20 protein-coding genes and 1 tRNA gene are annotated in these 23,560 nt (G+C 38.6%); 16 read left to right on the top strand and 5 right to left on the bottom strand.

All coding sequences use genetic code 11. The annotated features are described in order from the left end of the window. Positions 1 to 5 precede the first annotated feature (5 nt). Together cydB and cydX are read left to right on the top strand one after the other, a co-directional pair. On the top strand, positions 6 to 1,145 hold the full coding sequence (gene cydB / locus PQR79_RS05895) for a cytochrome d ubiquinol oxidase subunit II (RefSeq protein WP_238107085.1): 1,140 nt from the start codon (positions 6 to 8) through the stop codon (positions 1,143 to 1,145). A 17-nt stretch (positions 1,146 to 1,162) separates the two neighbouring features. Beyond that, on the top strand, positions 1,163 to 1,273 hold the full coding sequence (gene cydX, locus PQR79_RS05890; protein WP_059747876.1) for a cytochrome bd-I oxidase subunit CydX: 111 nt from the start codon (positions 1,163 to 1,165) through the stop codon (positions 1,271 to 1,273). Between the two features lie 75 nt (positions 1,274 to 1,348). Here the strand turns inward: cydX and PQR79_RS05885 are convergent, their stop codons facing one another. Beyond that, positions 1,349 to 3,820 (bottom strand): 6-hydroxymethylpterin diphosphokinase MptE-like protein, encoded by a 2,472-nt coding sequence (locus tag PQR79_RS05885; protein WP_238107086.1) that lies wholly within the window; start codon positions 3,818 to 3,820, stop codon positions 1,349 to 1,351. Between the two features lie 303 nt (positions 3,821 to 4,123). On the opposite strand from PQR79_RS05885, the gene PQR79_RS05880 reads away from it, so the two are divergent. After that, positions 4,124 to 4,747, top strand: coding sequence for a pseudaminic acid biosynthesis-associated methylase (locus tag PQR79_RS05880; RefSeq protein WP_238107087.1), 624 nt, complete (start codon positions 4,124 to 4,126; stop codon positions 4,745 to 4,747). A 53-nt stretch (positions 4,748 to 4,800) separates the two neighbouring features. Here the strand turns inward: PQR79_RS05880 and PQR79_RS05875 are convergent, their stop codons facing one another. Both PQR79_RS05875 and PQR79_RS05870 read right to left on the bottom strand, forming a co-directional pair. Continuing rightward, positions 4,801 to 7,842, bottom strand: a complete 3,042-nt coding sequence (locus PQR79_RS05875; protein WP_238107088.1) for an efflux RND transporter permease subunit — start codon at positions 7,840 to 7,842, stop codon at positions 4,801 to 4,803. Continuing rightward, positions 7,839 to 8,960 (bottom strand): efflux RND transporter periplasmic adaptor subunit, encoded by a 1,122-nt coding sequence (locus PQR79_RS05870; RefSeq protein ID WP_238107089.1) that lies wholly within the window; start codon positions 8,958 to 8,960, stop codon positions 7,839 to 7,841. The genes PQR79_RS05875 and PQR79_RS05870 overlap by 4 nt, the downstream gene beginning before the upstream one ends. Positions 8,961 to 9,180: 220 nt before the next feature. Here PQR79_RS05870 and PQR79_RS05865 point away from each other — a divergent pair, with 220 nt between their 5' ends. Next, complete coding sequence (locus PQR79_RS05865) at positions 9,181 to 9,831, top strand: TetR/AcrR family transcriptional regulator (RefSeq protein WP_238107090.1); 651 nt, start codon at positions 9,181 to 9,183, stop codon at positions 9,829 to 9,831. A 99-nt stretch (positions 9,832 to 9,930) separates the two neighbouring features. Further along, positions 9,931 to 10,863: a TonB-dependent receptor gene (locus PQR79_RS05860; RefSeq protein WP_438270806.1), complete on the top strand. Its 933-nt coding sequence runs from the start codon at positions 9,931 to 9,933 to the stop codon at positions 10,861 to 10,863. An 87-nt stretch (positions 10,864 to 10,950) separates the two neighbouring features. Here the strand turns inward: PQR79_RS05860 and PQR79_RS05855 are convergent, their stop codons facing one another. Both PQR79_RS05855 and PQR79_RS05850 read right to left on the bottom strand, forming a co-directional pair. Continuing rightward, entirely contained in the window at positions 10,951 to 11,400 is a 450-nt protein-coding gene (locus PQR79_RS05855; protein WP_238107091.1) for an LPP20 family lipoprotein, read from the bottom strand. After that, positions 11,397 to 12,104 carry a FlgO family outer membrane protein gene (locus tag PQR79_RS05850; protein WP_274408419.1) on the bottom strand — a complete coding sequence of 236 codons (708 nt, stop codon included), beginning with the start codon at positions 12,102 to 12,104 and terminating at the stop codon, positions 11,397 to 11,399. The genes PQR79_RS05855 and PQR79_RS05850 overlap by 4 nt, the downstream gene beginning before the upstream one ends. Before the next feature lie 281 nt (positions 12,105 to 12,385). Between PQR79_RS05850 and PQR79_RS05845 the strand changes: the two genes are divergently transcribed. From PQR79_RS05845 to PQR79_RS05795, 11 genes are all read left to right on the top strand, one after another. Next, the gene (locus PQR79_RS05845; protein WP_274408418.1) at positions 12,386 to 13,591 is read left to right on the top strand and encodes a flagellar assembly protein FlgT; all 1,206 of its coding nucleotides are present in this window, start codon (positions 12,386 to 12,388) and stop codon (positions 13,589 to 13,591) included. A gap of 158 nt (positions 13,592 to 13,749) precedes the next feature. Next, positions 13,750 to 13,825, top strand: a tRNA-Arg gene (locus PQR79_RS05840). 209 nt (positions 13,826 to 14,034) lie between these two features. Beyond that, positions 14,035 to 14,913: a hypothetical protein gene (locus tag PQR79_RS05835; RefSeq protein ID WP_238107093.1), complete on the top strand. Its 879-nt coding sequence runs from the start codon at positions 14,035 to 14,037 to the stop codon at positions 14,911 to 14,913. 14 nt (positions 14,914 to 14,927) lie between these two features. Then, positions 14,928 to 16,070, top strand: a complete 1,143-nt coding sequence (locus PQR79_RS05830) for a hypothetical protein (RefSeq protein ID WP_238107094.1) — start codon at positions 14,928 to 14,930, stop codon at positions 16,068 to 16,070. Positions 16,071 to 16,201: 131 nt separating this feature from the next. Then, complete coding sequence (locus PQR79_RS05825) at positions 16,202 to 16,387, top strand: helix-turn-helix domain-containing protein (protein ID WP_238107095.1); 186 nt, start codon at positions 16,202 to 16,204, stop codon at positions 16,385 to 16,387. Next, the gene (locus PQR79_RS05820) at positions 16,371 to 16,589 is read left to right on the top strand and encodes a hypothetical protein (protein ID WP_274408417.1); all 219 of its coding nucleotides are present in this window, start codon (positions 16,371 to 16,373) and stop codon (positions 16,587 to 16,589) included. Before PQR79_RS05825 ends, PQR79_RS05820 begins: the two co-directional genes overlap by 17 nt. Beyond that, positions 16,589 to 16,867 carry a hypothetical protein gene (locus PQR79_RS05815; protein ID WP_274408416.1) on the top strand — a complete coding sequence of 93 codons (279 nt, stop codon included), beginning with the start codon at positions 16,589 to 16,591 and terminating at the stop codon, positions 16,865 to 16,867. The genes PQR79_RS05820 and PQR79_RS05815 overlap by 1 nt, the downstream gene beginning before the upstream one ends. After that, positions 16,860 to 18,749 carry a replication endonuclease gene (locus tag PQR79_RS05810; RefSeq protein ID WP_238107096.1) on the top strand — a complete coding sequence of 630 codons (1,890 nt, stop codon included), beginning with the start codon at positions 16,860 to 16,862 and terminating at the stop codon, positions 18,747 to 18,749. Before PQR79_RS05815 ends, PQR79_RS05810 begins: the two co-directional genes overlap by 8 nt. Before the next feature lie 119 nt (positions 18,750 to 18,868). Next, positions 18,869 to 19,345, top strand: coding sequence for a hypothetical protein (locus tag PQR79_RS05805; protein WP_238107097.1), 477 nt, complete (start codon positions 18,869 to 18,871; stop codon positions 19,343 to 19,345). A 117-nt stretch (positions 19,346 to 19,462) separates the two neighbouring features. Continuing rightward, entirely contained in the window at positions 19,463 to 21,673 is a 2,211-nt protein-coding gene (locus PQR79_RS05800; RefSeq protein ID WP_238107098.1) for an ATP-dependent nuclease, read from the top strand. Further along, positions 21,666 to 23,546 (top strand): UvrD-helicase domain-containing protein, encoded by a 1,881-nt coding sequence (locus PQR79_RS05795; RefSeq protein ID WP_274408415.1) that lies wholly within the window; start codon positions 21,666 to 21,668, stop codon positions 23,544 to 23,546. The genes PQR79_RS05800 and PQR79_RS05795 overlap by 8 nt, the downstream gene beginning before the upstream one ends. The last annotated feature ends 14 nt before the right edge of the window (positions 23,547 to 23,560 follow it).

Here is a 23,560-nt window from a genome sequence, read left to right as displayed (position 1 = left end):
TGATTATGTTTGATTATGAAGTATTAAGATTTATCTGGTGGGCATTAATCGGCGTATTGCTAGTCGGATTTGCTGTAACTGATGGCTTTGACATGGGCGTAGGTGCGTTATTACCGATTATTGGTAAAGACGATACTGAGCGTCGTATTATGATTAACTCCATCGCCCCACACTGGGACGGTAACCAAGTTTGGCTAATCACCGCAGGTGGCGCCTTATTTGCTGCTTGGCCTATGGTTTATGCGGTTTCATTTTCTGGTTTCTATATCGCGATGATGTTAGTGTTGTTCGCGCTATATATGCGTCCAGTTGGCTTTGATTACCGTTCAAAAATTGAAGATCCAAAATGGCGTAAAACCTGGGATTGGGCATTGTTTGTTGGCGGCTTTGTGCCACCACTGATCATTGGCGTTGCATTTGGTAACTTATTGCAAGGCGTGCCATTTAACTTTGACGAATATCTACGTGCAACTTACCACGGTGGCTTATTCGGCTTGTTAAATCCATTTGGTTTGTTAGCCGGTCTTGTCAGTGTCACGATGTTTATGATGCAAGGCGCGTCTTGGTTACAAATGAAAACCGAAGGCGAGTTACGTGTACGTAGTGCTAAAGCATCGCAAATATGTGGTGGTTTGTTGTTTGTACTATTTGCTGCAGCAGGCTTATGGTTAGTCAATGGTATTGATGGGTATGTGATTACATCAACGCTTGACCTAGCAGGCCAATCAAACCCAACCACAAAAACAGTGGCAATTGAAGCCGGTGCCTGGTTAGTCAACTACGACAAATACCCAGTGACCATGCTATTCCCAGTATTGGGTTTAGTCATGCCTATATTGGTTATTTTAGCCAGTCGCTTTAACCGTAGTGGTTTTGCTTTCTTGTTTAGCTCGCTTGCTATCGCCGGTGTTATTGTGACTTGTGGTGCTGCGATGTTCCCATTTGTTATGCCATCATCATTAGAGCCTAATGTGAGTCTAACCATGTGGGATGCAACAGCAAGTCAAATGACCTTAAAAGTAATGACCATTGCTGCTATTATCTTCGTACCAACCGTATTAAGCTACACCATCTGGACTTATTACAAGATGTACGGTCGCTTAAATCGTGAGTTTATTGAAAACAATAAAACCTCACTGTACTAATTTAAGGAGCTATATCTATGTGGTATTTTGCGTGGATTCTAGGTGTATTACTGGCTTGTTCATTCGGTATCATCAATGCGTTATGGCTTGAGAACACTGAAAACATGGACCGTCAAAGCGAAGACTAATCTTTTGCTTTGCACTATCCAGTAACAAAAAACCGCTTTAGTGATAAAGCGGTTTTTTATTGGCTATAATTTAAACTATTTGTTTAATATTGCTAGGTATTTTGTTGCAGTTTGATTGTTAGGGTCGATACTCATTACTTGCAAAAGTATAGATTTAGCACTATCAACTTCTCCTACATTAACTAGGAATAAACCGAATTTAAGTAACACTGGTACATCTTCAGGGTATTTGTCTAAGTAGTCTAAATAGGCTGTCAGAGCTAATTGGTTTTGACCTTGTAAGTGTAAAGTTTGAGCATACTGTGGTAAGTATTCATCGTTGTATTGAACGATTTTGGATAAACTTTCTATAGCTTGTTCAATATGATTAAGCTTTAAAGATAACCTTATAATCAGACTAAGCTCCTGTTCCTCTCTGTGTGTGTCACTAAGTTGTAATATTGTTTCTAATGCATTTTCGAATGAGTTAGTGAAAAACTGATAATAACTTTTTGCAAGATAATACAATCGTTCTATTTTAACGTCTTGTTTACTAAATGGTTCTAAATACTCAACCATTTTTTTTATACCTATAAGATGTTTCTGATGAATGAGTATGTTCAACTTTTTTGTTGCATTATTAAGGTTTTCAATTAAATTGCTATTGGTTTTTTCATCTTTTTTTACAAATAGGTTTCTATATTCATCTGTTAATTTTTTCAGCGTAGTTCTATCATCTAAGGTTAAATTCTCAATGATATTTGAATTTTCACGTTGCCAAATTAAAACCCTGCCAAAATGGCGGTCATTACGCCATTGAGGAATAAAAGCACTAAAGTTTAATGGTTCAGCATACTCAGAAATTCTACTTTTTAGTCGAGCTTTAGCGCTTAAGGTTAAATCGTATAGTTCCTGAGCAACGTTACAAAAGACATCATAGTAAACTTTACTCTGATTATGAATATCATCAGAAGTCCAACTGTCAGTACTTTTAGTCGTAAGAAACTGTGAGAACTCGTAATACCCATAATACTTTATAATATATGAATATTTTTTATATTTATTATTGAACTCATTCTCTAAAGAGTCTAATTTTTTCACCATCGAAATCAAAGTGTTGTTATTTGACTTAATCTTGCTAATTTTTTTGCATAGAATTTTTGCTTGTTCTAGCTTAGTCAGTAACTGTTCTAGTTTCTTTATTGATACGTCTAAAGTTACTTTTACTTCATTTAACATTAACTTCTTTTCATTTGCATTCAGAATAAAGCGCTGCGGACAAATTAAATCTCTTTGTGCAGTGCTTATATCCGTTAATGTAATGTCACTAGCAACTCTAAAATCGACATTTTCTACAACTGCAGCATCAATTGAAAGATTTATGAAGGTGACATTAGGGTGGGATTTTACAAATTGAGAAAGATCATTTATCGCATGTAAAAGTTGAATAGGTGTTTCGGCCATTTCGCCTTTATAAGTTTTTACCCACTCAAAGATAGTGCCAATATCAGGTCCTAAATTAGCTCTGTATGTGTCTGAGGTATGAGTTTGTCCTGTTTGTGAGTGACAATAGTCTATTCCGCATAAAAGTATTTGAGAAAAGCCCATTTCCGTTGCAATATTTATCGCACTATTAGTAACGGTTGGACCTTCAGTTTTTATATTTCCATTATTTCTTTCATCATCCCAAGGAATTTGCTTACCTGTATAAAGTAGACTACCATTCCATTGAGCTACGATTTCTGCACAAGTATGATCTGCGCTAATTAATATACTTTCATCGCTTAAACTCATCATTGCTTCATTGACTTCAAAGCTATGATCTTGAGGATCAACCGTTACAATAATATCAGATTTTATACCTTCTTTAGATAATTTCCCTGCAATTCTTGATACTGAGAAAACGATAAGTTTATCCCTGTTTTCTCTTATCCAATTTAAATGCTCATTTAAAGAAGGCCCTCCACCCAGTACTATACATGTTTTACCTGAGAAGCTATTTGTTAGTAGTTTTGCTGGCATTAAATTTTCTGACAAGTTATCTAACTGTCGTTTAAAAAAAATTTTCTGAGTGAATCCGATACTGCTTTCAAAATATTCATGCTCTATGGCTTTTTCAATATCATGATTTAATAATGTGTAAATGTCATTGCTTGTTGCAGCTGTTGAATAATGGAGTTTGAATTTATGCTTAACAATAAATAGGTTGAAATCTTTATCCTTTAATATTTTCTTGAATTGTGTTGCACTGCAAATTGAAAATGAATTATTTATCGAGTCTGGGATATCTACATTAAGAAAGTTTAAAACCTCATCTAACTCTACAAAAAGGTACTTTGAACCGTCTGCTAAAGGATAATCCATAACATAGTTAGCGAGTAAACCAGAATCCATACCAACTATGATATGTAGCGTGTTTTCTTGCTTAAATTTTGAGTGGAATTTTTTGTTAAATAGAGATACAGAGTCAACCTTCTCAAAAATACGACGATTGACACTTGGCAAGTAATACTCGTTAAATGGAGAAACAGTAAAAATATTGGTAATAACCGATTGTTGTGATGACATACGATTCCTCTTTTTGTATTTTACCTAGTATAGTCAACTTAACGTCTACATGCTTTTTTAAGCAGTTTTTATGCCAAGATGTAGTGTGTTGGTGGCGAGATGTTTCTAATGGCTGTAAAATAGAGAAATATTTTTATTTATCTGCTTCCTGTATTTAAAAGCAATTCTAAGTTAACTAAACCAACATTAGTGGTTATAATATAAAGAAAAATTATATCATAGATGTCGTGAAATATTTTATGGGTTAAGTGTGATTAACTTGTTCAAGGTATTGCTGAGAGCAGATAAAATGGGAGATTCAACATGAACTATAAAACTGAACAAGAAGCTTTTTGGGCTGGCGAATTTGGTGATGACTACTTAGAGCGAAATCAAGGAAAGCAAATAATCGCTTCCAACATAGCATTATTTACCAAAGTACTAGCTCATATAAACTCACCTAAATCCATTATTGAATTTGGATCAAATGTTGGTCTAAATCTTGAGGCGCTATCTATACTTTTACCTGAGGTTGAGTTATCTGCAATTGAAATTAATGCTAAGGCTGTTGAAACCTTAAAACGCTTCAATAACTTAAAAGTTTATCATTCTTCTATTTTGGATTTTACTCCGAAATCGACTCATGAATTAGCTATTATTAAAGGCGTTTTGATACACATTAATCCATTTGAATTACAAAATGTATATGAGAAGTTATATGTGTCGAGTGATCGTTATATATGTATCTCTGAGTATTACAATCCAACACCCGTTGAAACCAATTATCGAGGTCATGATGGTAGGTTATTCAAACGTGATTTTGCCGGTGAAATGCTTGATAAGTATCCTGATCTAAAATTAGTTGATTATGGGTTTGTATATCATCGAGATCTTAATTTTCCTCAAGACGATATGACATGGTTTTTGTTAGAAAAATGTGCTCAGTAGTGCTCATCGCCCTTCTAAATTATGAGCGGAATATATACAAAGCTATTCATAGCTTACTTTTGTAGCTTCATCAATAACATATACATTACTGGCACCCACACTAGCGACAACATGGTAGCCAGTAATGTACCGCCAGCAATGGCGATGGCAAAAGGTGGCCAAAATCCGCCGCCAGCAATAATTAACGGTAAGAAACCGCCAATAGTGGTGATAGTGGTTGAACCAATATGGCGCCCGCAGCTGCTCACTGTATCGATAATGAGCGCCAAATTACCTTGCTTGGCATCGGGCACATCTTCTAATTCTGCTAAAATCACAATAGCGGCGTTAATCGCTAATCCCATTAATCCTAACAAACCGATAATCACCGTAAACCCAAATGGGTAGCCAAACACAAAAACCGCTAACAAGCCTAACCCCGCCGATTGAAACGCACTAAGTAGGATAATGGCCGTTAATCTAAACGAATTAAACGACAGTACAACCGTGGCTAGCAATAAGGTGAACACTAGGACGATGTTAGACAGTAAGTTGCCCACAGCTTCATTACGCTTAGCGCTTTCACCGCCCACTTCAAGGTGGTATCCCGCTGGAATATCAAGGTTTGCAATGGCATCTTTGGCGTCATCTAATACCTGAGCAGGTAAAACACCACTGGTGATATAGGCTTCAATGGTGTTGACCCGCTCACCATTACGACGCGGAATGGCGCCGCGGCTCACATTAACCTCATTATAAGAAAGTGCAGACAAAGGAATACCAGAACCCGACGGTGATACTAAGTTTATTTCGGCTAAACGGGTTGCTTGTTCGCGGCTGGTATCGCCTAGACGGACTCGTACCGGCAGAGACTCTGTTTGTTCTAAAATGCTGCCGCCAATAATCCCCGTTGTGGCCATTTGAATTTGGCTGGCTATATCACTTAAGCTTAAACCGCTCATTAAGCTGGCGTCTTCATTTACCTGTAGCCACACTTTTGGCGCACCAGAGCTTAATGTGGCACGAGTATGAATGACATCTGGGGTGGCATTTAAAATGCCTCTCACTTGTTCACCCAATGTTTTTAATGTGTCTAAGTTTGGACCGTATATTCGTAGCTCTACAGGGGCATTAAACGGTGGGCCTTGCTCAAGTTTTCGTACTAGTATTTGCGCTTGTGGGTATTCTTTATCTAACTCTTTTTGTAATTGTAAAATAAGCCTGTTAGCAGCAACAAAGTCGGTGACTTTAATCATGGCTTGGGCGTAGTTTGTGGCACCTTGCTGACGCTGAGTGAGGTTGTAGTAAAACGATGGCGTATTACCGCCCACAACCCAGGTGGCCGCGAGAATATCGTCAATTTTTTGCAGTTTGTTATCAATCAACTTTACTTGGGCGAGGGTGTTTTCGATGCTGACATGAGGTGCTAGATACACTTCTAGCTGAAACATGTCCCTGTCTGATGGCGGAAAAAATTGTTCGGTCATTTTGCCCGCCGCAAAAAAGCCAACTACGGGTAAAATACCAATAACCACCGCAGTCAATACTGGTCGCTGTAAAGCAAAACGTAAGCTTGCAGTGAATGCCTGGCTAGTTTTTGGAAATGCCATGCCTTGTTGGTACCAGGCGCTTGGTTTTTCACTGCGGCTAAAGCGGCCCGCAAGACCAGCAATAATAGTATGCGAAATAATATAAGAGCCAAGCAGGGCAAACATAACCGAAATAGCAATCCCGCCAACAAACTCACCTGCAGCGCCCGGCATTAGCACTATCGGTGCAAAAGCCAGCATAGTGGTAATGGTTGACCCTGCTAACGGTAGCCATAAATGATGTAAGGTTTTTGACACAGCCTCAAGTTTCGACATGCCTTGCTGGCGGCGCTGAGCAATGGCGTCAACTATCACTATCGCGTTATCAACCATAATGCCCAATGCCACGACTAAGCCGGTGACCGACATTTGATGAATGGGTAATCCGGTGTATTTCATGCAAGTTAGTGTGAACAATGCGGTCAATGGTAGCGATATTGCCACAATGATGGCGTTACGCAGGCCTAAGGTGAGCATTAACACTGCCAGGATAATAACGAAACCCTGGAGTAAATTAACCACCAAATCGCCAAGGCGATCCTGAGTGTAACCTTGTTGGTCAAACAGCCACTGTACTTCAATATTGGCAGGTAAGTTTACCGAAAACGCATCAATGGTTTGGCTAACTTGTTGTTGCCATAAATCTACCCTATTGTCGTTAAGCATACGGGCAGAGACCAATATGCCTTGTTGGCTATCAATTAGTGCAATACTGCTTGCTGGGGTTTTAGCCTGTCGAGTGATATTAGCCACATCACCTAAACGGATAATCTGGCCGTATTCATCGACTTTTAATGGCACCTGGCGAATACGATGTTGTGAATCGAGCTCACCAGAAACCTCCACTAAGGCTCTAAACTGATTATTATTAATCTCGCCGGCAGATATTTTACTGTCTGCATTGGCTAGAATCGCTGCAATTCCTGCTGGCGTTAGGTGCAGTTCACTGATTTTATTGCCATCAAGCTCAACCAGTATTTCCTCTTCAGGGGCACCGTAAAGTTTGGCAAAATCGGTGCCGTTCAGTAAGCGTAAGCGGCTTTGTAACTCTTTAGCATAACGGTTAAGAATGTCGACTCTAACGGGAGAGTTATCGGCCCATACTATGCCTAATATGGCCGTGCTGGCATAGCCGAGTTGATCATCTAACACGCCATTTTGCGCAGCTTCGGGTAATAAGAATTTACTGTCGGCGATTAAATCACGTGCACGCGACCATACAGGGTCGGTATCGATTACCGTGTCTTTCAATTCGAGCTGTATAACCGAAATACCTGGGCGAGATGTTGATTGAACTAATTTTAAATCTTCTAAACGGCGTAATTGGTTTTCAAGCACCTCGGTCACTAATGCTTCAACCCGCTCTGCAGATGCGCCTGGATATTGGGTAATCACTGAGGCAAAACGGTTAGTGATGTGTGGATCTTCAGTGCGAGGCAGGCTCGATATTGCTCCTAAGCCGGCAACAATTAACAGTGCAATAAATAAGCTTGTTAAGCGGCCATTTTCTAAAAACGCCTTAATCATAACGCCCCCACTAGCTGGGTATTAGCGAGAGTGACTTTTTGGCCAACGACTATTTTATGCAACCCGTCTGAGACGATTTGTTCATCGGCTTTAATCGCCCCGTTGATGAATGCTTGTTGCTCATTGGTGTAGATAATTTCGACGTCTCTGCGCTCAACTTGATAATGGTTTTGATCGTCTTTTGCCAATACATAGACATTCCACAACCCGCGTACTCCGTCAGTCAGCGCTGACATTGGCACCCAATACCCGGCGGTTAAGTTGTCTTGTTGATAGGCAAGGTAGGCAATTTCGCCATTGATCACTCTTGCTGACTCAGGTAATTGAATCCGCAGTTGCACGGTACGGCTAATGGCATTCACTTCTGCACTTATGCCGGCAATTTGGGCGGTAAAGGTTTGCTTGCCAACACGCACATCAACATGTTGTTGAGTCGTTAATTGCTGCGCTACATCGACCGGAACCCCAATATAAGCCACTGCTTGGCTATTCCCGATTAAGGTAAATACAGGACTGCCCAGGGCAATAACCTCACCAAGATTATGATAACGTTGGCTAATTGTTCCATCAAACGGCGCAAGTAAGGTTGATTTTTCAAGTTTTAAGTTGGTGGCACTCAAGCTTGCTTCTATTCGTTTTTGATTAGCTTGTAGGCTGATAACCTGTTGTTGGGTTTCATCGAGTTGTTGTGCTGATACATAGTTTTGCGTTTTTAATTTTTCAGTACGACGCAGGGTACTTTTGGCTAAATCGATGTCAGCTTGAGTTTGCAATAAACTGGCTTCAAGCTGTTGTTTTTCTGCAATTAATAAATCGATATCTAATTGCGCGAGCACTTGGCCTTTTTTAACGGTGTCACCACTGTCGACCACGATACTATTTAGCTTGCCAGGTAACTCAAAACCAATGCCTGTTGTGTTAGCCGAGCGAATCGTCCCTGTGTAAGTTTGCATTTGTTGGTAACGATCACTAAGGACTAATGGTTGCGCTTGTACGGACTGATACTCAACCGTATGCGAATGCTCCTTGACCTCAGAGCCACAACCATTTAACAGAAGTAAGCTTAACCCTAATGCTAAGCCTTTTGCATGTTGAGTAAATGACATTGCAGCAAACATAAGTAATCCCTTAAAGCGCTATGTGTATCGATGTTTAGTTCAGATCACGGCGTTAAAAAAATGCACGCCACACTGTAATATGTAACTTTTTTGTTAACTAGACTTGGTAGTCTAATTTTATAAAACTAGACTGTCCAGTCTATTTTTGGTTATGATAATTTTATCGTGCTAGCACAAACCGCTAATCGAAATTGCTTTTTAGTCACCCTACGGAACCCACATGACAAAAGATACTTCAACCAAAAATAATGACGAACCAGTGAATTTGAGCCGCAGTGAACAAAAGCGAAATCAAGTGCTTGAGTCGGCTATGGAGTTATTCTGTCAAAATGGCTTTCCGCTAACCAGCATGGATGAAGTCGCAAAACATGCGGGCGTATCAAAACAAACGGTTTACTCGCATTTTGGTTCTAAAGATGATTTATTTGTTGCCGCGATTGATTCAAAATGCGTTGCACATCAGCTCACTAGTGATACCTTAATGGATGCCGCTGACCCACAGCGAGTGATACTGCAATTTGCCAAACAGTTTGGGGAGTTGATTGTTAGCAAAGACACCATGACGGTATTTAAAACCTGCGTTGCTCAGGCCGATACTCATCCAGAGGCCTCTAAATTGTTTTACAACGCGGGTCCGAAACATGTTTTAGGGCTAATTCGTGAATATTTAACCAAGGTTAATCAGCATGGCGTATATTACTTTGAACATCCGCACGACAGTGCAGTAAGGCTATGCTTAATGTTGTTTGGTGAACTTAAGTTACGTCTAGAGCTAGCATTAGAGACAGATCATTTAGAGTTAAGCAGGCAGCAATACTTACAAGATACTGCGGAGATGTTTTTGAGAGCTCACAAAGTTACGCTAAAATAATTCAACTTAATTTGAACTGAATGGTTATTAAGTCAGTATTAGAACCAGTATTAAGTGACGCAATGGTCATACTCTTATTTAGAAAGGATGCACATCACTATGACGCTTTATAAAGCTCAAATTTCCCAAGCGAATGCATGCCGTTTGTTGCTCAAATCACTCTTATTAATGCCTGTTCCTGGTTTAGTACTATGCCAACAAGCCATTGCCGCACCTGAACGCTCACCATTTTCATTGACGGTTGCTCGTACCTCTACCGCCACAGCTGATGTCGGTGCGAATACGGGTCATGAACTTCAGCGTGACGCCTGGAAAACCCGTTTTTCAGCCTCCATGCCGTTAAATCGACAATGGTCGATAGGGGCTAATATTGGTTATGATAATTTAGATTATGACTGGCGGATTAACCAAGCCACCCAACTGCAATTAGCCGAGCAAGACTGGTCGACTGTTCATCAATACAGCGCGGGATTATCACTGACATATCGCCTAGATAACCATTGGATGTTTTTAGTCGCCCCGCAGTTAAAATATGCTTATGCCGATACGGCATCGTCATCTAATGCACAAAGTTACGGCGTTGTAGCATCCAGTATGTACCGTTTTGATTCAGGTAATATGCTCGGTTTTGGTGTGGCTTATTTGAATGATATTTCAGAAGTGCGTACCGTGCCATATTTAGCCGTTCGCTGGCAAATTAAAGACAAGTTAGTGCTAGCTAACCCGTTTCAAGCAGGTTTCAGTGGACCAGCTGGCTTAGAGTTAAGATATCAATATCGCCCAGATATTGATTTTGGCATTGGTAGCTCAAAACGTACAGAACGTTTATTAGTCGCAGATGATGACCAAACCATCGAGATTGATGAATGGGTCGGCTTTGTCCGTGCTGGCTGGAAAGCCACCGATAGCTTAAGCCTTAATGCTTATGCAGGTTATTACTTTGGTGGTGAAATCGAACTGAGCGATCCTAAAGTGACCGAAGACATTGAAGACCAAGCTGCGTTTGGTTTAGTGTTTAAATTGGCTTTTTAAGGTCGGGAAATAAATTAACGTTTAATACTGTTTTTAGAACAAAAAAAATGCCGCTGACATCAGCGGCATTTTTATTAATCATAAACGTTAAAAATAAGTGACTTCTTTGACTCGTTTAGGACGGTTTTGTTGTTCGTATAACTGCCATACTTGCTTAAAGTCTAACGCTAATTCAGTGACATAAAACTCACCAGAAGGGTAGGTTTTAACCACTTTAGCACCACGAATAATACCGCTGACACTCGATTTAACATTGTCGTCAGTTAATAACCACTCACTGACATCGCTATTCGCTGAAATCTTTTGACCGTAAACTTGTTCTGCTAACTCTCGGTATGCGGCAATTTTTGACGCTTGCATCGCCATTAAAACTCGGTGTGAAGCTTCAGGGCTGGGTTGTGTTGCTAAAGGGGCATAACCGACAGCGGTTAACGTCGGGAATGATTCTGGTGCCTCGGTTTCCCACTGCACGTATTTATCTTTACTGGCACACCCACTTAAAAATACCAGTATCATAACGCATAGCAGTTGCTTCATAGCTCATCTCCTAACACGGTATAACGGCTGTCGCCTTTTTTCTCATGGCGATAAAGTAAGCCGTTACGAGATTCGATTAATTCAGATGGTTGTAAATAACCCGACAAACTCGAAGCCGCGACAAATGACTGTACCGCAGAAAGCACGCGGTTGTTTGTTACATTAACCACTCGACCGTTGAACACAACGCCTTCTGGCGTCATTGACATTGTCGACACTAATACATGCGACACAGGTAAACCCGAGGGTAATAATTCCCAGTTGCGGCTCAACATAAACTCGCCTTGTTCTGTTGCACGTAAATTAATCGCAACATTCATGTCAACCAAATTAAACTCGCGGGCATGAAACGCAGCCAACATGCCTTGCTGTAACTGTAATGCCAACTCGTTGGTAGCATTTAAGTTATTAGACAGTACAGGGGTTGTTATGAGCAACGGCTGATCAGAGCGTAAGGCATCGTTTTGCAAAACCAATTCATTAACCAGCTTTTCAGCCCACACATTAATTTGCCCCTTAGGTGCTAACCCTGCACCTTGGATGTCGTAAATGAGCTGGTTTTGATAAACCCCATTTTCATCAGCAACCTTAGTGTATTTACCGTTATTTTCAAACGCTAAATTGTTTGCTGGATTCGGTGTTTGATTACACGCAGCGACAGTTAATATCGCCAACACTGCTGTGAGAGTAAACCTATTAATCATGATGGTTCCTTTTAAATGTCTGCTGTTTGTAGTGTCAATAGCTAAGATTTTATTTACTGTCATCAATAAGTTAGTAAACAGTTATCTTGCTTGTCACTACGATGCGCGACAAAGCAGCAAATGAACTATAAAACTTTATCGGCAAATACCTTAAAAGCTTTACTGTATTTAAGTCTCACCAAGACAAATTGTGATGATTAATTTAATGGCGCGATTTTTGCTTGTTAAAGATCAATGATTTTTAGTGCCCAACTGACGATTTTTTGACATTAGGATATCGTATGCCGACGCAAACACACCTTACTCAGCGCGCAACAAGCTTAAACAAACTTGTACTAGCATTAATGCTATTTGCGAGTCTATTTCAGGTGCAATCGACTTTCGCTGAGCAGGTCGAGGTGACAGGTCGAGCAAAAATTGTGAACGGCGATATCGACAAAGCCCGCGAAGATGCCATTAGCCAAGCGTTAAATTATGCAAGCTTAAAGGCGGGTGTTAATTTTTCGAGCGAGCAATCAATCGACCAGGGGCGATTAACTCAAGATGTTTTTCAAATTCAGCGTATGGGATCAGTGAATAATGTTGAGTTGATGAGCGAAATGATCAGCCAAAATACCATCACTGTGGTTTTACAGTTAGCACTCACTGAGCCAGAACCTAACGCGCAATGCAAAAGCCAATCATTAAAAGCCGCTATTATGTTGCCGCAATCTTATTTACAAGATCGCGCCCAATTACGTTACGGTCAATTAGCCAACTTTGAGCAACACATTACTGAAAAACTGGGTAAAACCATCAATGCTCAATCACGTTATAGCTTTGCGCGAATACATGCAGATGAAAAAATAGATAACACTAACCAATTGGTTAATTTTAGAGGTTATCGTATTCCTACTTGGTTAGGCGAAATAACCGAAAGCCAATACGTGTTACAGCCTGAAATTATTGATATTTCAACCGAGCCTGCACAAAGTGGCTTTTTGGGATTAACGGAAGATTATCCCATCAGGCAGTTCATGCTAAAACTTACGCTCTATCATGGCATCAGTGGTGAGGTCGTATGGACAGAAACCTTCGCCACATCAACAGAGTGGGAGTTTGAAAAACAAGAAATCGTGTCACCCGCGAGTCAACGTTTTTGGCGTTCATCTTATGGTCAAGCCATCAGTGAGATTTTTCAAACAAGTGTGCTTAATTTAGATCAACAGTTAAATTGCCGACCATTGTTGGGCCAAATTGTCGCAAGGCAAGGCGACAGAATTATCATTAATTTGGGCCGTAAAAATGGGGTGAAAATGGGTGATAAATTTCAGGTCGTTTTGCAAAAAAATATCCCCGATCGCCTAAATACAATGAGGCCAATAGCCACTAAAAGTCGGGCAAATATTGTCATTGATCAAGTTAGCGAAGACAGCGCCACATCGATATTTGACGGTATTGACAGCGCTGATAATATTCAAGTCAATGATATTGCGATTAAAAACTAATCATCAATATTATTTTAGTGTGTTTTTAATACCATTAATGCTGTTTTGAACTGCGTAGTAGATAAATGTTATCCAGAAACACCATTAACTCGGTTAAGATTTAAGCAATTAAATTTAAAGGGTTTAAATCAATTATAAACTCAGTATAATCAATGGGTCTCTCTATAGCTCAACAGGATAGAGCAGCCGCCTCCTAAGCGGCCGATCGGGGTTCGAGTCCCTGTGGGGAGACCATAACACCTCTTTTTACCTTAAAAATCAAACACTTAATAAAATCGTCAAAAGTTGTGCCGCCTATGTGCCGCCTCTGGAAACCACTTTTTTGGAATTTTTTTTAAGCATTCTTCAAAACTCCGCTTTTCGATAGTTTGAACCCAATCATGGACATTTAAGCGTATTTCCAATAGTTTTCTATTAAAGCTAAAACATGGAAGTATTGTGTAATGAACCTCAAGAAAGAGTCTGACCTACAAACTAAACCTCACAAGTCTGAAGTCGATAATCAGTTAGAAGAACTTCTAACCGAAATGCCTGAAGCGCTGAAGTTGCAAATGGTTAATATTTTAAATTCGTCAGAACATGCTAATCAAAAGCTGAAAGCCGATTTTTTAACCAGCTTGCAGTCATTCGACATGCTCACTCAAAAAGATTCAGCCATTAAACCTTTGCTTCCTGAAGGCACTACTGAAGAATCTGTCGCTAAAGCGCTGTCTAAAATTGATGATAGTCAGTCAATACTTGAGACTGAACAGCTTGAAGGTGCAGAGATATTTATATCACTATTTGAGTCAATAGCTGCTGAGCCATGTGATGATATTCAAGAGATTAGACGATTTGCGAATGCTGCCAACTTACATGAAGCATTTGGTGAAGAAGGTAGTGAAGCTCTCACATTTCTAAATGCGATCCCACAAGATAGTGCTGAAGTTATTCATGGTGCTATAGCTTGTCAAATGGCTGGTATGCCTAAGCAAGCCAATTTATTGTTTGAAATATTTGCTAAACGTCAATTTGTTGATGCTAATGATGGGTATCAGTCACTTCAAACTGATATAACCAAATTCAAAGGTTATGCAGAAGCTTCATCGAAAGCTGGAAAAGCAGGTCGAGATAAGCGTTATGCTAAAAAAGATAAAGTAGAAGCTTTTGCTATACAGTTTTATACTCAGAAAAATTATGCTAATCCCCACCAAGCAGCGCAAGCTATGGTTAACCATGTTATGGAATATGCAAAAAGCGTCGATTACGCTTTTACTTCATCATATCAAGCGATCAGGACAATCAATTCTTGGCTGAGCAAGCATATTAAATCAACTAAATAAAATGGATTTTTACTGTGGTTAATAAACAGATATCTGAAATTAAGTTTTTGTTTCCTAAGAAACAATATCCAATATATAGAGACTACATCGACTTACTTTTAACTATGATTAGTCGTGATGACAGTTGTATTAGTCAGTCTGATATTGAAATACTATCGATTGCTTTAGGTGATAAAACACATCAATTATTTCAGATGGTTATGTCTTCGGAAGAGGTTAGCGAAAAACTAAAAACCGTCTTTTCTCATTCAGTTAAGTTAAAAATTGAAATATTGAAATGGCTATATACTGCCAATACAGAATTATCGAATCATTCTAATCGTGATGTAGTTAGATTAGTGATCTCTCAGTATCAAGTTCAACTTGATGAGATAAATGCTTATGAACAACAGTTACTCCTGAAGGTTTTGGAAGAAAAAAAGTTCAAAGAGGCTGAAAGGGAGCAACAGCTCAAAAAAGAAGAGGCTGCAAGGAATAATCAACGTAGAAAGGAAATCGAAGCATTAAAAGCAAGCCATGTTGATTTTGAAGATTTTGAACTTTATGGCATCCAAAAAAACTCTCGTGTAGATAAACTTTTGACCCAACTTCGTAAAAAGACAATTACTCTTGAAGAGTTCAAATGGCTAGATAATGTTGGTTTTTCAACTGAACTTGTCGTACAGAAATATCACCTTCATTTAGCCCATCAGCATTTTCAAAACTGGAAACAGAAAAGCTTACCTTGGGAGCTGGTTAATGCTAGTGCCGCCTATCGTAAAGCTGAAGTGCTGACAAAAATAAAAAGAACCTTAGATGAATCATATCCATTCAACCTCCCTAAGAATGAAAAGAAATTAAAATCTGCTTTATTAACCACATACGGTGGCGTTTGTAGAGACTTAAAGGATTATGTGAATTCAATTAAACTTGGTTTAGAAGCACATAAAGTGACACCGTTAAATTTCAGGCCATGTACTTTGCTAGGCGCTGTTTACCTTTCAACGGGTGAATTTGACTTAGGGCATGAGTGGTATGACAAAGCAAAAGAACGAGGATTTAGCCAAGACGCTTACGATAATGATATTAAATCTGTTTATTTTAGGGCAAGTGATGAAATGAAAAATAGGTTAAAACAAAACCTCGTAGCTACTGGTCACAAATATAAATGGTTATAAATCTATACCGTCACACCCTGTGACGGTACTTTTACACCCCAAGTAATACCTTCACACCCTGTGGCGTGAATACTTCAAAAACTTCCGATCATATTCTTCACTTCGACATACACAATCTAATCGGAGTTAATATGAATACACTACTCACCCCTGCGGAAGTGGCGAGATACTTAGGCGTGACAATAGGCACTCTTTCAGTGTGGCGTTGTACAGGCCGCTATCCTCTTAATTTTATCAAAGTTGGTCGTCGTGTGATGTACCGCCAAAGCGATGTTGAAAACTTCGTTAACGGGAGGGTATATGAGCATACTTACTAGTTTTTTATTAGGTTGCATTTTTAGCACGCTATTACATATGAACAGCACTCTTGAAAGTACTGTTAAATCGCTTCGTGAATCGAGCCTGTACCCGTCAAAGGAACATGAACCTGTTAATGAGTCTGAAGATGATAGTAGCAATGTTTATGAAGTCAGCTCGTTACATAACGTAACAGAACATAAAGTTAAAGGAGGCAAATAATGGCCGCCTTTACTAATGAACAAGTCACATTCATTGAGTGGTTATCTCAAGATAACCACATCGAGGTCTGTATTGAGATATGTCCCGACCTAGGCAAGATGATCGGTTATGACTCATATACGGGTCATTTTCAAAAACGAACATTGTGTAAATTGAAGCTACAAGGCTTCTTAGTCGAGAGTACCCATTACATTGCGGGCGTAAAGTGGCAACGTTGCTCACTCAATCATCGTGGGCATGAATGGCTAAAGCAACATGGAGGCCAATCTAATGACTAGAGTTGAAATGGATAATGCTCGCTTTGTGGCTAAAAGACTTCATGGCATTCCTCAAATCTATAAGACTGTACTAAAGCAGCGTTATGATCGCTTTTCACACCATAGTGAAGCTAATTTAGATTTGATACAAACAACGAAAGCTATTTCAAAAATACTGGGTCACAGCAGTATTCGAATGACTAGCGTTAATATTAAATCTCCAAATTTTAAGCAAAAGTCTAAACACCATGCTCGCCAATGCGGCAATATGGTTATTAGGCATCACTCTAATGGTTTAAAGCATACCTATTTTGCAATTTCGCGCTATATAAATTGCCATCAAATTAAGCCGTGCCCATTAACGGATACTATTTTAAATCACCTCGAAAATGACTGTTTGACCGATGAAGAATATTCAAAAGTCATGGGGGTGATTAAGCGTGCTTGTGATCCGCTATGGTGGAAGCCAAAACTTAGACGGCTCCATAACAGGCAAGTTGAAACTATTTCGCGGCTCCTAAACCAAATTAATCGTCATCGTAGTATTTATGCCAGTGACATTACCGTTGAGAGCATTAAGAACCAATGGCTGAACAGTCGTGAACAGCTTGAGAATACCTTAGCCACTAATGAGCTTGATTACAGTGTAAGCCTCGCTGAATTATCAGACCTTAATGTGTCTAATCCTAAAATCCGTAAAGCTGAATTGATGGTTCGCATTCGTGGTTTTGAAGATTACGCTACAAAGCATGGCTATTCAGCTGTATTTTTGACAATGACTACACCCTCTAAATATCACCGTTGCTTTGCCAAATCGGGCGCTGAAAACCCTAAATGGCAGGGGGCTACACCTTTGGATGGTCAAGATTACCTAAACCGAACTTTTCAGCGTATACGCGCATCGCTTAACCGTGACAAGATCACTCCATTTGGTTTTAGAGTGGCCGAACCACACCATGACGGCACACCGCATTGGCATTTGTTGTTATTTGTTGAAACTGAGCAGCAAGAAGCGTTAGTGAAAACATTCCAAGAATATTGCCTACAAGAAGAGGGTGACGAACAAGGCGCAAAAGAGCGTCGTTTTAAGATTGAATATATCGATCCTAATAAAGGTTCTGCAACGGGATATATTGCTAAGTATGTAGCCAAAGGAATTGATGGTGAAGGGATTGAACATGACCTTTATGGAACTGAGTCTGTCACCGCAGCCACTCGTATTCGTGTTTGGGCTTCTTGCTGGGGTATTCGTCAATTTCAGCAAATTGGAGGGGTAGGGGTAACACCTTGGCGCGAATTAAGACGGTTAAGTAAAATAACTGATGAAAGCCTAGAGTGGGTGGAAGAAATTAGACAAGCCGCTGATGACTCCGATTGGGGTCGTTACACTGAACTCATGGGGGGTGTTTTTTGTAAGCGTGATGATCAGTTAATTAGACCTTTATACGAACATAAAAAACAAAAGCCTTTAAATCATACTTTTGATGACAATTGCCGCAATGCCTATGAAGACTCTAGGGATGCAGGCGTTCAATCTTTTTTAAACCCGTTAGATTTAACTGTTACAAATGCCGGAAATGCTAAGTGTCATCAGGGATTGAACACTAATGGCATTTCTGGAAATCCAGGAAAATTCCAAGATGCAAATGCGGAAATTAATGCGGGAATAAATTCTGATAGAAGCGAGGTATTACCTAAGCATTCCCGTAATTCAGTTCATGATAATGCTGAGCATAGTATCTATAAACTAAATCGATATGGTGATGAGCTTATCGTGCAGTTAAAAGGCATTGTGGCTTTAGGCTTTGAGATAGTCACTAGAGTACATGAGTGGACGTTAAGCTATTCACAAGCTAATGGGAAAATTGAGCCTAATCGCTCTAACTTGGAGTTCTGTCAATAAGTGTACGTAATCCGAAATTAATAGTTAAATGAGGTCGTAATAAAAATGTTCAACTAAGATAGAAAAAGGAGTATTGTTAGTGCGTTATAGAATATTCAACATATGCTTAAGGAAGAGTAATGGATCCATTTTCACAATTGTTTGCAGCCTACCTGCATACGGTAAGCAATAGTATTGCTGAAGTGTATGTTGATTCAATGAACACCACGGTTACCTCGCAAAGCTTAGTATACAATGATACTAATATCAGATTTCAGCATCAGCTATGGAAGATAAAACCCAATAGCGTTTGCTCAGACCTTGAGCAACAAGCCACTCAATTCTCTAAATGTACTCAACAAGCCAAGGCTATGTTCACTGAACTTTGCACTCAACTATCCAGCATGGAAAATCTGAATCAGAGAGGGCGAAGCTTATCTAATATGTACTGCAATGCATCTTTGAATTACAAACCTATGGTTGCTTATATCAGTGAGCCAAAGCAAAAGACTAAACAAGAATTGAAAGAAAAAGAATGTAATTTGATGATACTAATGGCAATGCAGGATAGTAGTGAAGAAGTGTTACAAAAGAAAGAAGTTGCATGTAGTAAATAAATTATGAGTCAGGCCTTCCAATTAATATAGAAGATATACTTTTCCAGCGTAGATTAAATTACGAATTGAGGGCTATTGTTATTTAGCTTTCTTCCACTAAAGATAAAGGAATATCACATGCATATACATGCAGTAAAAATAAAAAATTTTCGCAGACTTAAAGATGTAGTAATAGAGCTTGATAAAGACTTATCAATCTTCGTTGGCTCCAACAATAGTGGAAAAACCTCAACAGGGCATGCGCTTCAACTTTTTACTACAGCATCAAAAGAAAAGCTTTCTATACATGACTTTAATGTGGACTGCTGGTCTGAAATAACCTCTTTCGGCGATCAAGTTCAACATAGTAAATTACCATCTATGTATATAGATCTATGGTTTCACGTAGAAGAATCTGATTTGCATAGAGTTATGGATCTTTTACCCAATCTCAACTGGAACAACAGTTTGATTGGATTAAGAGTTGAGTTTTCTGCTGTAGATCAAAACCTATTACTAACTAACTTTTTATCCGCAAAAAAACAAGCAGAAAAAAATATCCGCAGAGGAGAAAATGAAGAAATATTGTATCACCCAAGACCAAAAAACTTAAATGAATATCTAGAGGATAATTTAAAAAAAGAGTTTGAATTTAAGTATTACATTCTCAATAGAAGCAACTTCACTGAAGAACTAATTGAAACAGAAGGTTACAAACCAAGCTTAATCCCTAAAGATAAGTCTAGAAGTGGGAAGGAAATATTGAATTCAATATTAAAAGTAGACTTTCTTAATGCTCAAAGACATCTCTCTGATAGTAATGATGGCAGCCGAACTGAAGAATTATCAAAACGGTTAGGACGATTCTATGAACGTAATCTTGAAAAGCTTGGTGAAGATTATGATGCAATGCAAGCTTTATCAATTTCTGAACTCACACTTAATCAGCATCTATCACGGGTTTTTAAACCCACTTTAGATAAATTAGGGGTTTTAGGGTACCCAGGTGTCAATAATCCTAAATTAATTATCAAGTCAACATTAAACCCCGCAACAGTCTTATCAAGTAATGATGGTGCAAAAGTATATTACTCCCTTGGTGAAGCAGGTAATGAAAATAATGTTATAACATTGCCAGACCGCTATAACGGACTTGGCTATAAAAATCTAATTTACATGGTAGTTGAATTGATTGATATTCATACTCAGTGGATGGATATAGAGGAGAATCGTCCCCCTCTACATCTAATTTTTATTGAAGAACCAGAAGCACATCTTCACGCACAATTACAACAGACCTTTATAAGGAAAGTTATTGATATTTTAAAGATTGAAGGTGAAGAATCTGCATTTTTGAGTAGCCAATTAGTCATAACCACTCATTCTACACATATTTTATATGAGAGAGGATTTTTGCCATTACGCTATTTTAGGCGTCATAAGACTGAATCTGAGCATTCCACGAAGGTTCTCAATTTGAATGGTTTTTACAAAAGTTTCCCTGATGATCAAAAACCAGTAAGAGATTTTTTGCAAAGATACATGAAATTGACTCATTGCGACCTATTTTTTGCTGACGCTGCAATTTTAGTTGAAGGAAATGTGGAGCGTTTACTATTACCTCTGATGATAGAAAAGAGTGCCCCCGAACTAAAGTCAACTTACATTTCAATACTAGAAATTGGTGGAGCATTTGGTCATAAATTTAAATCTTTGATTGAATACTTAGGAATTACGACTTTAATTATTACAGATATTGACAGTGTCGATAATAGCCAGATATATGAAGAAGATGAAGATGAAGATGAAGATGAAGATGAAGATGAAGATGAAGATGAAGCAACGATTAGAGGCAAGACTTGTTTAGTTGAAACAAAAAATTCAATCACCTCAAACCAAATGTTAAGGCAATGGTTACCATGCTTAAATAATATAAGTGACTTACTTCAAGCGACAGCTGAAGATAAAACCCAAAATAATGAAACAAGCTTGGTTAAGGTTGCTTATCAAACGTCAGTAAATATGACTTGGAATGATGTTTCCGCTAATAAAACTGGCCGTACTCTTGAAGAATCTTTTGCTTTTGAAAATATTAATTGGTGCCAAGATATTAAACAAAAAGATATTAAACTTCGTTTTCCAAGAAGTAATGATTACTCACTAGATACATTAGTTGAGAAGTTGCACAAAAGAATTAAAGGTAGCTCATTCAAAAAAACTGAATTTGCACTTGGATTGCTCATGAAGAATTCAGATGACTGGATGGTACCTTTATATATCAGTGAAGGATTATTATGGCTACAGGAACAACTAATACAAGAAAGTAATCAGGGGGTAGATAATGACTAGTAGAATAGACTCTCCCGACACGAATGCCGATTTGCAACTTAGAGAATGTCTAAGTCTAAGTCTGAGTCAAACGACTGGTTTTGTAATGATCGCAGGGGCTGGTTCAGGAAAAACAACATCTTTAGTTAAGGCTTTAAGCCATTTAGCTCAAACTCAAGGAAAACCACTTTTATCAAGAGGTCAGAAGATTGCCTGCATAACTTATACTGATATTGCAGTAAAAGAGATATGGGGCGATGTTGGTAACGCTTCCCTATTTCATATATCAACAATACATAGTTTTCTTTGGACCCTAATACGTCCATTTACTGAAGATATTGCTAGCTGGATAACAACAAAGCTTGAACATAAAATATTAAAAGCTAATGAAAAAATTGCTAATTCACGTACTAGAGAGGCTACCCGAGAAAGCCTAAGAAATGATATTGCTCGTTATAAACTTCAAATACCTAACATCTCAGCTGTTTCTCATTTTACGTACGGTACAGGTAGCAACTATCAAAGTGGTATTCTTGGCCACAGTGATATTCTAAAGTTAGGGCCAGATTTAATTCTTGCACAACCACTACTAAGAAAGCTCGTAGCCAAGAGGTTTCCGATTATTTTTGTAGATGAAAGTCAAGATACAAATCCACAATTTGTAGCTGCATTAAAATCAATTTATCTGGAAATTACCGGCAATTTCTGTCTAGGCTTCTTTGGCGACCCTATGCAAAAAATATATATGGATGGTATTGGAAAAATTGAGGTAGATGAAAGCTGGATAAGTATTAGGAAACCCGAAAACTTTCGATGTCCCCAGAGCATTTTGAGGGTTATCAATCAGATCAGATCTGAAGATGACAAGCTTGAACAAGTTAGAGGCAGAACTATAGAAATAGATGGAGTTAACCAGTTCATTGAAGGAACAGCGAATCTCTTCATATTCCCTTTAGAAGAGTCAAATACAGATAGATTGAGTAATGTAAGAAAGTATCTGTCCGAAAAAAATAACGATCCTCTTTGGTTAGTAGAAGCTGAAGGAGAAGATAGAAAAGTAAAAATTCTAGTTGTTGTTCATAGGATGGCAGCTACACGGTTAGGCTTTATAAATATATATTCATCTCTTAATGATAATGGAGATACCAATTTAAAAGCTGGCCTTAAAGATGGATCTGCATGGGTTTTACGTCTATTTATAAGAATACTTCTACCTCTCATTGAGTCAGCTAGAAATGGAAATCATTTTGAAGTTATTTCTTCCCTAAAGATTCATTCCCCCTTGCTTACTGCTATTAACAGCATTAGTACGGAGATTTCCTCTGTACTAAGTTCATTATCCGAAAGTATTTCGCAACTATTAGATCTGATGTCCATCGACAGTCAAATTAAAATAAGAGAGGTTCTTAATTTTATTATTGATAATCAATTGCTTTCAATAGATGAGCGGTTTTTACCATATTTAGACAACAGTTTTTCCGAAACTTCAGAATCAGATGGAATTCAAGCATTCTTAGCAAGCCCTGCTAAAGAACTTTGGAATTACAATAAATACATAAAGGAGATGTCTCCTTTTGCAACTCAGCAAGGAGTCAAAGGAGCTGAGTTTGAACGAGTGATGACAGTTCTAAGTGATGAAGAGGACAGTGGGAACTCTTTCTCATATGGGAAGTACTTTGGATTTACTAAACTTTCAGACAAAGACGAATCAAATATAAAGCAAGGTATAGATTCCGTAATAGATCGAACGAGAAGGCTCTTCTATGTTTCTTGTTCTAGATCGACCAAAGACTTAGCCGTTGTATTGTTCGCTCCTGATGTGAATTTAGCAAAAGAAGCTATAATAAAAAAAGCCATTTTCGATCGTAAAAATATACATATACTTCCATTTTAAATTTAATAATATCA

The organism is Shewanella metallivivens (assembly GCF_028750675.1).
GTDB lineage: Bacteria > Pseudomonadota > Gammaproteobacteria > Enterobacterales > Shewanellaceae > Shewanella > Shewanella metallivivens.
The sequence above is the reverse complement of the archived record's forward strand: the minus strand, read 5'-3'. Positions and strand labels throughout refer to the sequence as shown.

What these genes read in the sequence shown, in the direction of transcription:
- PQR79_RS05865 (WP_238107090.1), top strand. Translation starts at nt 9,181, where the DNA reads ATGACAAAAGATACTTCAACCAAAAATAATGACGAACCAGTGAATTTG.
- PQR79_RS05825 (WP_238107095.1), top strand. Translation starts at nt 16,202, where the DNA reads ATGAATACACTACTCACCCCTGCGGAAGTGGCGAGATACTTAGGCGTG.
- PQR79_RS05810 (WP_238107096.1), top strand. Translation starts at nt 16,860, where the DNA reads ATGACTAGAGTTGAAATGGATAATGCTCGCTTTGTGGCTAAAAGACTT.
- PQR79_RS05795 (WP_274408415.1), top strand. Translation starts at nt 21,666, where the DNA reads ATGACTAGTAGAATAGACTCTCCCGACACGAATGCCGATTTGCAACTT.
- PQR79_RS05855 (WP_238107091.1), bottom strand. Translation starts at nt 11,400, where the DNA reads ATGAAGCAACTGCTATGCGTTATGATACTGGTATTTTTAAGTGGGTGT.
- PQR79_RS05850 (WP_274408419.1), bottom strand. Translation starts at nt 12,104, where the DNA reads ATGATTAATAGGTTTACTCTCACAGCAGTGTTGGCGATATTAACTGTC.
- PQR79_RS05820 (WP_274408417.1), top strand. Translation starts at nt 16,371, where the DNA reads ATGAGCATACTTACTAGTTTTTTATTAGGTTGCATTTTTAGCACGCTA.
- PQR79_RS05875 (WP_238107088.1), bottom strand. Translation starts at nt 7,842, where the DNA reads ATGATTAAGGCGTTTTTAGAAAATGGCCGCTTAACAAGCTTATTTATT.
- PQR79_RS05835 (WP_238107093.1), top strand. Translation starts at nt 14,035, where the DNA reads ATGAACCTCAAGAAAGAGTCTGACCTACAAACTAAACCTCACAAGTCT.
- cydB (WP_238107085.1), top strand. Translation starts at nt 6, where the DNA reads ATGTTTGATTATGAAGTATTAAGATTTATCTGGTGGGCATTAATCGGC.
- PQR79_RS05800 (WP_238107098.1), top strand. Translation starts at nt 19,463, where the DNA reads ATGCATATACATGCAGTAAAAATAAAAAATTTTCGCAGACTTAAAGAT.
- PQR79_RS05805 (WP_238107097.1), top strand. Translation starts at nt 18,869, where the DNA reads ATGGATCCATTTTCACAATTGTTTGCAGCCTACCTGCATACGGTAAGC.
- PQR79_RS05815 (WP_274408416.1), top strand. Translation starts at nt 16,589, where the DNA reads ATGGCCGCCTTTACTAATGAACAAGTCACATTCATTGAGTGGTTATCT.
- PQR79_RS05885 (WP_238107086.1), bottom strand. Translation starts at nt 3,820, where the DNA reads ATGTCATCACAACAATCGGTTATTACCAATATTTTTACTGTTTCTCCA.
- PQR79_RS05845 (WP_274408418.1), top strand. Translation starts at nt 12,386, where the DNA reads ATGCCGACGCAAACACACCTTACTCAGCGCGCAACAAGCTTAAACAAA.
- PQR79_RS05860 (WP_438270806.1), top strand. Translation starts at nt 9,931, where the DNA reads ATGACGCTTTATAAAGCTCAAATTTCCCAAGCGAATGCATGCCGTTTG.
- PQR79_RS05870 (WP_238107089.1), bottom strand. Translation starts at nt 8,960, where the DNA reads ATGTTTGCTGCAATGTCATTTACTCAACATGCAAAAGGCTTAGCATTA.
- cydX (WP_059747876.1), top strand. Translation starts at nt 1,163, where the DNA reads ATGTGGTATTTTGCGTGGATTCTAGGTGTATTACTGGCTTGTTCATTC.
- PQR79_RS05880 (WP_238107087.1), top strand. Translation starts at nt 4,124, where the DNA reads ATGAACTATAAAACTGAACAAGAAGCTTTTTGGGCTGGCGAATTTGGT.